We start from the raw sequence: 12,373 nt of genomic DNA, 5'->3' as shown, positions 1-12,373 counted from the left end.
TCGCAATGCCGCCTGCGCCAGTTTGGGCACACTCTGACCTGATTTCAACTTCCGGTCACCATACATGCCCACGACATCACCGCAACGGTCGCTGGAACTTTGGGGCGGACTCGAATGCACGGTCGTCCGCATCCAGGACAGCTACCGAAACCAGATCGAGGAAACCGGACATCATCGGCGACTGCAGGATCTGGACGCCATCGCGGCGCTCGGCATACGAACCTTGCGCTATCCGGTCCTGTGGGAAACCGTCGCCCCCGATCGCCCCGAGGCGTGCGACTGGCGCTGGCATGATGCGCGCCTGCAGCGCCTGCGGGAACTCGGCATCGCGCCCATCGCCGGACTGGTTCATCATGGCAGCGGCCCGCGCTACACCAGCCTGCTGGACCCGGCATTTCCCGACCTGCTGGCGCGGCACGCGGAACGGGTGGCGCAGCGCTACCCCTGGATCACCCGCTTCACGCCGGTCAACGAGCCGCTGACCACCGCCCGCTTCAGCGCCCTGTACGGCCACTGGTACCCGCATGGACGCGATGTGGCCACCATGCTGCGCGCGCTGTATCACGAGTGCCGCGGCACGCTGCTGGCGATGCGCGCCATCCGCCGCGTCACGCCCGAAGCCCAGCTGATCCAGACGGAGGACATGGGCAAGGTCTTCAGCATGCCCAATCTGCGGCACCAGGCGGATTACGAGAACGAGCGCCGCTGGCTCAGCTTCGACCTGCTGTGCGGCCGCATCGACCGCCGTCATTCCTGGCATCAAGCCTTCCTCGAGGCGGGCATCAGCGAGGCGCAGCTGGCGGAGTTCGTCGATGCGCCCTGTGCGCCGGACATCATCGGCATCAACCATTACCTCACCAGCGAACGCTTCCTCGACCGCCGCATCCGCGATTATCCCGAGCCTTTCCATCCCAACGGCCATCCGCGCTACGTGGACGTGCAGGCGGTGCGGGTGCCGCAGGTGGATGGCCTTACGGGGCCCGACCTGCGGCTGCGCGAGGTGTGGGAGCGCTACCGGCTGCCGATCGCGGTCACCGAAGTGCATCATGGCGGCGCCCGCGACGACCAGCTGCGCTGGCTGAAGCAGGTGTGGGACGCCGCTGCCGGACTGAAGCAGGAGGGCGTGGACATGCGGGCCGTCACCGTCTGGTCGCTGCTCGGCTGCGTCGACTGGAATTCGCTGCTGATCGAGCGCAACGGCTTCTACGAAAGCGGCGCCTTCGACGTGCGCTGCGATCCGCCCCGCGCCACCGCCGTCGCCGGCGCGGTGAAATCGCTGGCGCACACCGGCGACTTCGATCATCCGGCGCTCGACGGCCTCGGCTGGTGGCAGCGCGACGACCGCTACCTCGCCCCGGTGCCGCGGGAAGGCGAGCCGCGCGTCATCCGCACCCATCGCAAGCTGCTGATCACCGGCAGCACCGGCACGCTCGGCCGGGCCTTCGCCCGCATCTGCGAATCGCGCCATCTGCAGCACGAATTGCTCGGCCGGGCCGACATGGATATCGCCGATCCGGCGTCGGTGCAGGCGGCGCTGCTGCGCCACCGGCCGTGGGCGGTGATCAATACCGCCGGCTATGTGCGGGTGGCGGACGCGGCGAAGGAGCCGGAGCGCTGCTTCCGCGAAAATTCCGTCGGCGCCGAAGTGCTGGCGAAGGCATGCGCCGAACTCGGCATTCCCTATGTCACCTTTTCGTCCGATCTGGTGTTCGACGGCAGCCTCGGACGGCCCTATGTCGAGAGCGATGCGGTGGCGCCGGTCGGCATCTATGGCCAGAGCAAGGCGGAGGCCGAACGCCGGGTGCTGCAGGCCTGCCCGGACCATGCGCTGGTGATCCGCACCAGCGCCTTCTTCGGACCCTGGGACCGGCACAACTTCGTGCATCTCGCGCTGCGCGAGGTTGCCGCCGGCCGGCCCTTCGAGGCAAGCGACGGCGTCATGGTGTCGCCGACTTATGTGCCGGACCTGGTGCATTCGACGCTCGATCTGGTGACCGACCATGAGAAGGGCATCTGGCACCTGGCCAATCCCGGCATGGTGTCATGGTACGAATTCGCCCGGCAGGCGGCGCAGCAGGCGGGACTGGACCCGGGCCTGGTGCGCAGGAGCGCCGATGCCGGCCGCGCCGTCACCGCGCTGTCGAGCGAGCGCGGGCTGATCCTGCCCGGCTTCACCAATGCCCTGCAGCGCTATTTCAGGGAGAACACGCTGCCCTGGGAAGCGCAGGAAGGAAGCCGCGCGGTGGCATGAAGGTGGAAATACCGGCCATTTCTTGCGCGGAAAGCGGGAACAGCCTTGCCGGTAAATACTCCAAACCGGGTGATCATCCTTGCAAGGAAAATTAAATGGCTGATACCGCCTACCCGCGGCCGCAACTCCAGCGCGAGCATTGGCAATCGCTCAACGGCCAATGGAAGTTTGCCTTCGATAACGAGAAGAAATACAAGCATCCGTCGGATCCGATCAGCTGGACGCATCAGATCAACGTGCCGTATCCGCCCGAATCCGAAGCCAGCGGCATCTGCGACCGCGGTTTCCACCGCTCCGTCTGGTACGAGCGCGAATTCGACGTCAAGGCCGAGCCGCACGGCAGGGTGATCCTGCATTTCGGCGCGGTCGATTACCGCGCCCGGGTATGGGTCAACGGCCATCAGGTGGTGGACCATGAGGGCGGACACAGCTCTTTCCAGGCGGATATCACCCGGGCTCTCGGCGAAGCCGAGAAGCATACGCTCACCGTCTGGGTGGAAGACGATCCCCACGACCTCGCCAAGCCGCGCGGCAAGCAGGACTGGCAGCTGGAACCGCACTCCATCTGGTATCCGCGCACCACCGGCATCTGGCAGGCGGTATGGCTGGAAAAGGTGAACCACACCTACATCCGCAAGCTGCGCTGGACGCCGCATTTCGAGGGCTTCGAGATCGGCTGCGAGACCTTCGTCTATGGCGACCTGGAGAACGACCTCACCGTCGACGTCACCATCCGCAACGGCGACAAGATCCTGGCCGACGACCATTACCAGATCATCGGCGGCGAGGCGCACCGCAAGATCGCGCTGTCGGACCCCGGCATCGACGACTCCCGCAATGAGCTGCTGTGGAGCCCGGAGCGGCCGACCCTGCTCGACGTCGACATCGTCCTGCGCTACCACGATGAAGTGCTGGACAGGGTGAAGTCCTATACCGCGCTGCGCTCGGTGGCCATCAACCGCGACCGCTTCATGCTCAATGGCCGGCCTTATCATCTGCGGCTGGTGCTGGACCAGGGCTATTGGCCGGAAACCCTGCTGTCCGCGCCTTCCGACGATGCGCTGCGGCGCGACGTCGAGCTGGCGAAGGAGATGGGCTTCAACGGCGTGCGCAAGCACCAGAAGATCGAAGACCCGCGCTACCTCTACTGGGCCGACAAGCTGGGCCTGCTGGTGTGGGAAGAGATGCCCTCGTCCTATCGCTTCAGCCCGCTGGCCATCACCCGCATGGTGAAGGAGTGGGCCGAAGTCATCGAACGCGATTACAGCCATCCCTGCATCATCGTCTGGGTGCCGTTCAATGAATCCTGGGGCGTGCCCAATCTGACCTCGACCCAGGCCCATCGCAATGCCGTGGAAGCGCTGTACCACCTCACGCGCACGCTGGACTCGACCCGGCCGGTGATCGGCAACGACGGCTGGGAAGCGTCGGCGACGGACCTGCTCGGCATCCACGACTACGATCCGGATGCGGAGCGCTTGCAGGCGCGCTACGGCAATGCCGTCACCACCCAGGAACTGTTCGACCGCCGGCGTCCGGGCGGCCGCATCCTCACCCTGGATGGCTATCCGCACCGCGGCCAGCCGATCATCCTGACCGAATTCGGCGGCATCGCCTACCGCAAGCGGCCGGAGAAGGGCGTCAATGAAGTCTGGGGCTATTCGGAGGCCGAGAGCGACCAGCAGTTCCACGATGCCTACCGCCGCCTGCTGGAGGTGGTGAACGAAACGCCGATGTTCAGCGGCTTCTGCTACACCCAGTTCGCCGATACCTACCAGGAAGCCAACGGCCTGCTCACCGCGGACCGCACGCCCAAGCTGCCGATGCAGCAGATCCACGACGCCACCCGCAACATCAAGCCCGGTGCCAAGCGGACTTACGGCATCTGATGCTGTGGCAAAAAAGCGGCAATCAGGATTGAACTGATTGCCGCTTTTTCAAGTTTTCCGCTTTTTACTAACCGTCCTTCCAAAAAACCATCACGCTCGTCAGGAATTCTGGTGAGGCAGCGGCATATCGTCTAATATATTTCCATGTGGAAATAGATTGCGCCTACGAAAACTCATGCCCTCCCTGCCTTTTCAGTCACAGAAGCGCCGCGCCGCCGGCTTCACCCTCGTCGAGCTGATGGTCGCCATCGTCATCCTCGGCATCATCATCGGCATCGCCGTTCAAAGCTATTCAGGCAATGTGGCGCGCGGCCGCCGTGCTTCTGCCCAAGCCTTCCTGATGGAGGTGGCCCAGCGGCAGCAGCAATACCTGCTCGATAGCCGCGCCTACGCGCCGGACCTCGCCACGCTGAATACGACCACGCCAAGCGATGTCGCCGCCTATTACACCATCAATTGCTGCAATACCGGCACCAGCAGCGCCAATCCGGTCCCGGTGTTTTCGATCACCGCCACCCCCAAGACGGGCACCTCCCAGGCTTCCGAAGTGACACTCAGCCTGGACAATACCGGCGCCCGCCTGCCATCGTCCGCCTGGTGAGGCGCCATGTCCAGTCCCTTGATGCCATCCCGTCGCGGCTTCGCCTCCCCTGAAGAACAGGGCTTCACCCTGGTCGAGATGGTCGTGACCGTGGCCCTTGCCGGCACCCTGGCGGCGATGGCCGCGCCTTCCTTTTCCGGCTTCGTCGCCGGTCAGCGCGCCAAGAATGCGGCCACCGAAATCTATTCGTCGCTGGCGCGTACCCGCAGCGAGGCCATTACCCGCGGCGGCGACGTCACCCTGGCGCCGAAGAATGGCGCCTGGGTGAACGGCTGGCAGATCACGGACGCCAACAGCAAGGCCAGCTCGAAGGTGCTGGATGACAAGAGCGCCTTCAGCGGCCTGACGATCGCCGGACCGACCAGCGTGGTGTACCGCAGTTCCGGCCGCCTGCAAAGCGGCAGCGCGCCCATGTTCGTGGTGCAGAGCGGGACGGGTTCCGGCAACGGGAATCAGTGCGTCTCGGCCGATCCGAGCGGCCGGCCGTACATCAAGGCGGGGACGACATGCTGAACACGGCTTGCCAAACCGGGCGCCAGCGCGGCGCCAGCATGATCGAGGTGCTGGTCACCGTCGTCATCCTGGCTTTCGGCCTGCTCGGCCTTGGGGCGCTGCAAAGCAAGATCCAGGTGGCGGAGTTCGAGGCCCATGAGCGTACGCAAGCCGTGGTGCTGCTGGCCGAGATCAGCGAACGTCTTTCGGCCAACCGCGCACTGGCATCCAGCTACCTCAATGCAGGCACCATCGGCACCGGCGACAACCAGCCTGCCTCCTGCGCCACCCTTGCCACCGGTCCGGCGCGCGATCTGTGCGAATGGAGCAATGCGCTCAAGGGCGCGGCGGAGCAGAGCAAGGGAGCGAGGCAGGGCGCCATGATCGGGGCGCGGGCCTGCATCACCCAGGTGCAGGCGCCGGATGCCACGACCGGAGTCTGCGCGCCCGGCATCTACCGCGTCACCGTCAGCTGGCAAGGCATGAGCCGCATCTCGGCGCCCAGCCTGACCTGCGGACAGGGCTCGTATGGCAGCGACGACGCCTATCGGCGCGCCATCGCCACGGACGTCAGCATCGGCCTGCCGAGCTGCCTGTGAGGACCAGAACCATGCAACGATACTTCCGGCCCGGCGCCCCTTCGTCCGCCAGCAAGGGCTACTCGCTGGTGGAGTTCATGATCGCCATCACCATCGGCCTGATCATCCTGGCGGGGCTGATCACCATCTTCGTGCGCAACAACCGGACCCGGGACGACATCGAGCGCGCCAACCAGCAGAACGACAACGGCTTGTACGCGATCCAGACATTGGCCGACGATCTGCGCAATGCCGGATATCTCGGCGAGATGAACGTCAAGCTGCTGGCCACGCCGGCTGCCAAGCCGGATGCCTGCGCCACCGATCTGGCGACGCTGCAAGCCGCGCTGCCCCTGGGAGTGCAAGGCTATGACAACAGCGCCAATGCGCCGACCTGCCTGTCGGACGTGCGCAGCGGCACCGACATTCTCGTCGTGCGCCGCGTCAGCACCTGCGCCGTGGGCGAGACCGGCTGCGATGCGGCCGTCGCCGGCGCGCCTTACTTCCAGGCGTCGGCCTGCAGCAACGCCAGCGAGCTGTCCGCGACGACTGTCGCCAGCTACTACGCCCTCGACACGAACGCCGCCAATCTCACCCGCCATGCCCGCGACTGCGCGACCCTGGCGCCGATCCGGCAGTTCCGCACCCACATCTACTTCATCGCCAACAACGACAAGAGCGGCGACGGCATACCGACCCTCAAGCGGGCGGAACTGGGCGCCAACGGCTTCACCGTTTATCCGGTCGCGGAAGGGGTGGAGAGCATGCAGCTGGAGTGGGGCCTGGACTCGGGCACGGTGGCCAACCAGCCGACGACCGGCACGCCCGGCGTGTACACCGCCGATCCCGACACTTACAACGGCTGCAGCGGCCAGACCTGCGTCGGCTACTGGCGCAATGCGGTGGCCGCGCGCGTCAGCCTGCTGGTGCGCACCCGGACGCCGGCCCCCGGCTATAGCGACGGCAAAACCTATACCCTCGGCTACAAGGCCGACGGCAGCGACAACACGTTCACGCCCTCCGCGGGCGACGGCTACAAGCGCCGGGTGTATTCGAGCACCGTGCGCCTGAACAATGCCGCCGGAAGGAATGCATCATGACGATGAATCGACAGCGCGAGCGCGGCGCCACCCTGCTGGTCGGCATGATCATGCTGCTGATGATGACGCTGCTGGCGGTGACCGCCTTCCGCATCAACAAGAACGAATTGCAGATCGTCGGCAATGCGCAGCAAAAGGCGCAGATGCTGCCGGCGGCGCAGGCGGCGATCGAGCAGACGGTCAGCAGCACGCGTTTCATGACCACGCCGGCCAATGCGATCGCCAGCCCCTGCAACGGCGCCAATACCACCTGCAGCGACTTCAACGGCGACGGCGCCAGCGACGTGGTGGTGAAGGTGACGCCGACCTGCGTCTCCACCCAGATCCTGCCGGTGGGGGCGCTCGACTATGCCGACCCCAACGATGCCGGCTGCCTGATCAATGTCGGCCAGGACTTCGGCGTGGTCGGCGCCACGAACAACAATTCGATGTGCGCCAACATGCTGTGGGACATCCAGGCCAAGGCCACCGACACCGTCAGGGAAACGCAGATCACCGTCAACCAGGGCGCCGCCATACGCGCCGAGGCGATCAATCCCTGTCCCTGATTCCATCATCCAGCACTGCGAGTCCGAACCATGCGCCAGCTTGCCCGGTTTCTTTCTTCCCTGACGCTGCTTCTGCTGTGCGGCCCGCTGCCGGCGGCACATGCGGAGGACATCGATCTGTTCATCGGCGGCGGTGGCGGCAGCACCAGCGTCGCCAACGTCATGATCGTGCTCGACAACACCTCCAACTGGTCGGCCAACAACCAGGGCTGGCCGGGCGGCATCACCCAGGGCCAGGCCGAGGTGCAGGCGCTGAGCCAGGTCATCTCGACTCTCGACAGCAGCATCAACGTCGGGCTGACGCTGCTAACCACGACTGCCGGCAATCCGGGCGGCGTGGTGGTGTTCGACCTCGCGCCGATGACCGCCGCCAACCAAGCCAAGTGGGCCAGCTGGCTGACCGCCCGCTACAACAACATCACCGATCCCACCTGGAAGGCGGCCTCCAGCGCCAACTATGGCGCCGTCATGTTCGATATGTTCAAGTACTTCGGCGGCTTCACCAGCCCGGCTCATGCGACCGACAACGTCGCCGGCTCCCCGGTCGCCCGCAGCTATTTCGGCAATGCCCGCTATGCCGACATCGATACGTCCATCGCCGATCCAAGCGCCTACACCAATGGCTTCTCCCTCTACAAGTCGCCATCGCTCGGGCCTTGCCCCAAGAACTACATCGTTTTCATCGGCAACGGCTTCCCCAATGCCGATGATCCAACCCTGCTGTCGAACGTGCAGGGAAATACCAGCGCCATTGCGCCGAATCCGATGGACGGCGGCAACAAGAGCTACACCGCCGACGAGTGGGCACGCTTCCTGTACACCACCGACGTCAGCCCCGTGGCGGGGCAGCAGAACGTCATCACCTATACGGTGAACGTATTCGGCACCAAGCCGCCCCCCAACCAGCCGGAGCAGCGCCAGTACCTCTACAACATGGCGGTTGCCGGCGGCGGCACGCCGTTCACGGCGCAGAGCAGCAGCGAAGTCCTGAGCGCGCTGCAGAAGATCTTCGTCGAAGTGCAGGCGGTCAACGGCACCTTTGCCTCCGCCTCGCTGCCGATCAACACCACCAACCGCGCTCAGGACAAGAACCAGGTCTTCATTCCGCAGTTCCGGCCGGATCCGGACGCCAAGCCGCGCTGGTACGGCAATCTGAAGCAGTACCAGCTGATCGATACCGGCGGCACGGTGCAGCTCGGCGACGTCAACGGCGAGGTCGCGGTCAACTCGCAGACCGGCTTCCTCACCGACTGCGCCACCAGCTTCTGGACCACCGACTCGGGCAGTTACTCCGCCGTCACCGGCGCTTACTGGGCCACCGTGCCGGGCAACCCGATCCCGCGCGGCAAATGCACCGCCACCACCTTCAATGCCTTTTCCGATGCGCCCGACGGGCCGATCGTGGAGAAGGGCGGGGTGGCGGAGGTCATCCGCAAGGGCAACAACCCGCCGAGCACCAATACCACGCCGACCTGGCAGGTGAACCGCACCCTCTACACCCAGTCGGGCAGCGGCCTGGTCACCTTCGACACCACGTCTTCCGGGCTGTCGGCCAGCCTGGTGAATTTCATCAGCGGCAAGGATGTCAACGACGAGAACGGCAACAGCAATGTGACCGAAACCCGTCCGTCGTTGCACGGCGACGCGCTGCATTCCCGTCCGCTGCCGGTGGACTATGGCAGCTCCGTCACCGTCTATTACGGCACCAACGACGGCATGCTGCGGGCGGTGAACGCCACCACCGGCGCCGAGCGCTGGGCCTTCGTGGCGCCGGAATTCTTTTCGCGGCTGCAGCGCCTGTCGGACAACAGCCCGCTGATCAGCAATTACTTCGCCGATCCCACCAAGGTGACGCCGACGCCGGTGGCCAAGGATTATTTCTTCGACGGCTCCATCGGCCTGTATCAGGCGGCGGATAACTCCAAGGTCTGGATCTACCCGACCATGCGCCGCGGCGGCCGCATGCTGTACGCGTTCAACGTCACCAATCCGGCGTCGCCCAGCCTCATGTGGAAAGTGGGCTGCCCCAGCCTCGCCAACGACACCGGCTGCAGCAGCGGCTTCTCCGGAATCGGCCAGACCTGGTCCAAGCCGGCGGTCGCCACCGGCATACTGGGCTACAGCAAGCCGGTGCTGATCGTCGGCGGCGGCTACGACAACTGCGAGGATGCCAACACAAGCTCGCCCAACTGCGGCAATACCAAGGGCGCGGCGGTGTACGTGATCGATGCCCAGGACGGCACGCTGATCAAGTCCTTCAGCACCTCCAGGAGCGTGGCGGCCGACGTGGCCCTGATCGCCACTGCGGGCGACGGCGTGGTCGACCACGCCTATGCGGTCGACACCGGCGGCAACATCTACCGGATCGATTTCGCCGCCCAGACCAGCAACTGGAGCATGAAGCGCGTCGCCTATACCAACGGCGCCGGCCGCAAGTTCATGTACGCGCCGGCGCTGCTGGTCGGCCCCAACAGCAAGGTCTACCTGGCGCTGACCTCCGGCGACCGCGAGCATCCGCTGGTCTCGCAGTATCCCTATGCCAACGTCACCAACCGGATGTATGTCTACCTGGACGACCTGACCGCGACCAGTGCCACCAATCTCGACGACACGGCGGTCATGGGCAATTTCACCAGCCTGACGACCTGCAATACCACCGGCGTGCTGCCGACCAGCACCCAGAAGGGCTGGTTCATGGACCTGAATCAGAACGGCGCGGGCGAGCAGGGCGTAACGTCGGCGGTGATTGCCGGCGGCATGGTGGCCTTTTCCACCAACCGGCCGGTGCCGCCGGCGCAGAACAGCTGCTCCACGACGCTGGGCGAAGCGCGCGGCTACTGGGTGAATCTGTTCAACGGTTCCGGCGCCATCGGTGTGCAGGGCAGTTGCGGCGGCAGCCGTTCCAGCGTCTTCGCCAGCGGCGGCCTGCCGCCGTCGCCGGTGATCGGCACGGTGCCCATCAACGGCGTGCCGCAAACGGTGATCATCGGCGCCAGCCAGCGCGCCGGCGGCGCCAACAGCCCGATCGCGCCGCAGAAGGTGGCGCCGACGGTGACCGCCAAGCGCAAGACGATTTACTGGAAATCCTCCGCCATGCAGTAAAGGCGGCGGAGGCTGCGCTCAGGCGTCGCCGCTGGCGGCGCCGCAGCACTTCTTGAATTTCTTGCCGCTGCCGCAGGGGCAGGGATCGTTGCGGCCCGGCTGATCGCCGGCTTTCCGGACCTGGGTGACGGCGGACTTGCGCTTCGGTTTCCAGTAGCGGTAGATAGGCAGGATGGCGGATTCGAGCTCGATGGCCAGCTTGTCGCGCTGGACCGGCGACTCCACCTGCGCCATGTCCTCTTCCTCCAGCTCCTCGGCGCCGAGCAGATAGACGGGACGCATCAGGTCCGCCAGTTCCGAATCCCAGATCGGTTCCCAGGCGTCGGCGCGCAATTCCATGCCTTGCCAGAAGCCCCAGGCCCACGCCTCCGGATCGAGCAGGGTGCGGCCTTCCCACTCCATCTCGCAGTACAGCGGCTCGAACTCCTTCGGCGCCACTTCCAGCGTCATCAGGATTTCATTCATGTAGCGCGCGATCAGGCCGGTGATGCGCTTGGCCTGCTTGTCATTGTCGAACTTCGGCCCCTTGTCGGCGAATTCACCCCACACCCGGGGCAACCATTCGGCCATCAGCACTTCCTCCGGGCCGATGGCGAGCGCGGTCAGGTAACCGTGCAGGGTGTCCATGGTCATGCCGTCCTCGGCGCAGCGGTCGGAAAGCAGGAATTGGTCGAGTTCGTTGAATTCCTTGTCGGATAGAGGATCGTCGAGATGCATGGCGGGAATCGGGCAGAGAGAAAGACCAAAGTGTAGCCTGCTTTGCCGCGGCGCAGCGGCAGCCTGCCGGTCGCAGGGCAGGGAAGTGGCTACAATGGCCGGATGAATGCCAATCCGCCCGCTTCCTTCGACGGCCTCGATGCCGACCTCGTGCTCGACGCCCTCGACAGCGTCGGCCTGCGCGGCGACGGCCGCCTGCTCGCGCTCAACAGCTATGAAAATCGGGTGTATCAGGTCGGCATGGAGGAAGGTCCGCCGCTGGTCGCCAAGTTCTATCGGCCCGGGCGCTGGAGCGATGCGGCCATCCTGGAAGAGCATGATTTCGTGCGGGAACTGGTGGAACAGGAAGTGCCGGTGGTGCCGCCGATGATGCTGCAAGGCGGCGCCACCCTTGGCCATCACGGCGGGTTTCGTTTCGCCGTCTTTGCCCGCCAGGGCGGACGGGCGCCGGAGCTGGAACAGCCGGGGACGCTGGAATGGCTGGGCCGCTTCATCGGACGCATTCACGCCATTGGCGCCGGCCGTCCGTTCCGGCAGCGCGAGACCCTGGACATCGACAGCTTCGGCGAGCACGCCCGAACTTACTTGTTGAGCAACGGCTTCATTCCGGCGGAATTGCAGGAGGCTTACCGCAGCGTCAGCGCCCAGGCGCTCGATGGGGTGCGGCATGCCTTCGAACGCGCCGGCGAGGTGGCCGCGCTGAGACTGCATGGCGATTGCCACATCGGCAATGTGCTGTGGACCGATGCCGGGCCGCATTTCGTGGATTTCGACGACAGCCGCAACGGCCCCGCGCTGCAGGACCTGTGGATGCTGCTGTCGGGGGAACGCTCGGAGATGTCTGCCCAGCTGGCCGATCTGCTCGCCGGCTATGAAGACTTCCGCGAGTTCGACCCGCGCGAGCTGCATCTGCTGGAAGCCCTGCGCACGCTGCGGCTGATGCATTACTCGGCCTGGCTGGCCCAGCGCTGGACCGATCCCGCCTTCACCGCTGCCTTCCCCTGGTTCAATACCACGCGCTACTGGCAGGACCGCATACTCGAATTGCGCGAGCAGGTCGCCCTCATGGACGAGCCGCCATTGTGGCCGTCCTGA

At 65.4% G+C, this 12,373-nt stretch carries 10 protein-coding genes; 9 read left to right on the top strand and 1 reads right to left on the bottom strand.

Translation table 11 applies throughout. From position 1 onward, the window contains the following. Positions 1–64 precede the first annotated feature (64 nt). The 8 genes from CHB88_RS04560 (at position 65) to CHB88_RS04525 (ending at position 10,561) form a co-directional block, all read left to right on the top strand. A complete protein-coding gene (locus CHB88_RS04560; protein ID WP_089398111.1) occupies positions 65–2,251 on the top strand; it encodes a family 1 glycosylhydrolase in 2,187 nt (728 codons plus the stop codon). Between the two features lie 95 nt (positions 2,252–2,346). After that, complete coding sequence (locus tag CHB88_RS04555; protein WP_089398110.1) at positions 2,347–4,140, top strand: glycoside hydrolase family 2 protein; 1,794 nt, start codon at positions 2,347–2,349, stop codon at positions 4,138–4,140. A 175-nt stretch (positions 4,141–4,315) separates the two neighbouring features. After that, positions 4,316–4,741 carry a type IV pilin protein gene (locus CHB88_RS04550; RefSeq protein ID WP_089398109.1) on the top strand — a complete coding sequence of 142 codons (426 nt, stop codon included), beginning with the start codon at positions 4,316–4,318 and terminating at the stop codon, positions 4,739–4,741. A gap of 6 nt (positions 4,742–4,747) precedes the next feature. Beyond that, positions 4,748–5,254: a GspH/FimT family pseudopilin gene (locus CHB88_RS04545; RefSeq protein ID WP_089398108.1), complete on the top strand. Its 507-nt coding sequence runs from the start codon at positions 4,748–4,750 to the stop codon at positions 5,252–5,254. Continuing rightward, positions 5,248–5,832: a type IV pilus modification PilV family protein gene (locus tag CHB88_RS04540; protein ID WP_245844741.1), complete on the top strand. Its 585-nt coding sequence runs from the start codon at positions 5,248–5,250 to the stop codon at positions 5,830–5,832. Before CHB88_RS04545 ends, CHB88_RS04540 begins: the two co-directional genes overlap by 7 nt. 11 nt (positions 5,833–5,843) lie before the next feature. After that, positions 5,844–6,911 carry a PilW family protein gene (locus CHB88_RS04535; RefSeq protein WP_089398107.1) on the top strand — a complete coding sequence of 356 codons (1,068 nt, stop codon included), beginning with the start codon at positions 5,844–5,846 and terminating at the stop codon, positions 6,909–6,911. Beyond that, positions 6,908–7,459 (top strand): hypothetical protein, encoded by a 552-nt coding sequence (locus CHB88_RS04530; RefSeq protein ID WP_089398106.1) that lies wholly within the window; start codon positions 6,908–6,910, stop codon positions 7,457–7,459. The genes CHB88_RS04535 and CHB88_RS04530 overlap by 4 nt, the downstream gene beginning before the upstream one ends. 30 nt (positions 7,460–7,489) lie before the next feature. Beyond that, positions 7,490–10,561: a pilus assembly protein gene (locus CHB88_RS04525; RefSeq protein ID WP_089398105.1), complete on the top strand. Its 3,072-nt coding sequence runs from the start codon at positions 7,490–7,492 to the stop codon at positions 10,559–10,561. 18 nt (positions 10,562–10,579) lie between these two features. On the opposite strand, the gene CHB88_RS04520 is transcribed toward CHB88_RS04525, so the two are convergent. Continuing rightward, positions 10,580–11,278 carry a UPF0149 family protein gene (locus CHB88_RS04520; RefSeq protein WP_089398104.1) on the bottom strand — a complete coding sequence of 233 codons (699 nt, stop codon included), beginning with the start codon at positions 11,276–11,278 and terminating at the stop codon, positions 10,580–10,582. Positions 11,279–11,380: 102 nt separating this feature from the next. Here CHB88_RS04520 and CHB88_RS04515 point away from each other — a divergent pair, with 102 nt between their 5' ends. Beyond that, complete coding sequence (locus CHB88_RS04515; RefSeq protein ID WP_089398103.1) at positions 11,381–12,373, top strand: serine/threonine protein kinase; 993 nt, start codon at positions 11,381–11,383, stop codon at positions 12,371–12,373.

Origin of the sequence: Noviherbaspirillum humi, from assembly GCF_900188095.1 — a bacterium.
In the GTDB taxonomy this organism is placed as follows: Bacteria; Pseudomonadota; Gammaproteobacteria; order Burkholderiales; family Burkholderiaceae_D; genus Noviherbaspirillum; species Noviherbaspirillum humi.
Note: the sequence above shows the minus strand (reverse complement) of the source record. Positions and strands in the feature narration are given on the sequence as shown.

Bases quoted from the DNA above. Each gene is read 5' to 3' on its own strand.
- CHB88_RS04545 (WP_089398108.1), top strand. From the start codon at position 4,748: ATGTCCAGTCCCTTGATGCCATCCCGTCGCGGCTTCGCCTCCCCTGAA.
- CHB88_RS04530 (WP_089398106.1), top strand. From the start codon at position 6,908: ATGACGATGAATCGACAGCGCGAGCGCGGCGCCACCCTGCTGGTCGGC.
- CHB88_RS04535 (WP_089398107.1), top strand. From the start codon at position 5,844: ATGCAACGATACTTCCGGCCCGGCGCCCCTTCGTCCGCCAGCAAGGGC.
- CHB88_RS04555 (WP_089398110.1), top strand. From the start codon at position 2,347: ATGGCTGATACCGCCTACCCGCGGCCGCAACTCCAGCGCGAGCATTGG.
- CHB88_RS04515 (WP_089398103.1), top strand. From the start codon at position 11,381: ATGAATGCCAATCCGCCCGCTTCCTTCGACGGCCTCGATGCCGACCTC.
- CHB88_RS04560 (WP_089398111.1), top strand. From the start codon at position 65: ATGCCCACGACATCACCGCAACGGTCGCTGGAACTTTGGGGCGGACTC.
- CHB88_RS04540 (WP_245844741.1), top strand. From the start codon at position 5,248: ATGCTGAACACGGCTTGCCAAACCGGGCGCCAGCGCGGCGCCAGCATG.
- CHB88_RS04525 (WP_089398105.1), top strand. From the start codon at position 7,490: ATGCGCCAGCTTGCCCGGTTTCTTTCTTCCCTGACGCTGCTTCTGCTG.
- CHB88_RS04550 (WP_089398109.1), top strand. From the start codon at position 4,316: ATGCCCTCCCTGCCTTTTCAGTCACAGAAGCGCCGCGCCGCCGGCTTC.
- CHB88_RS04520 (WP_089398104.1), bottom strand. From the start codon at position 11,278: ATGCATCTCGACGATCCTCTATCCGACAAGGAATTCAACGAACTCGAC.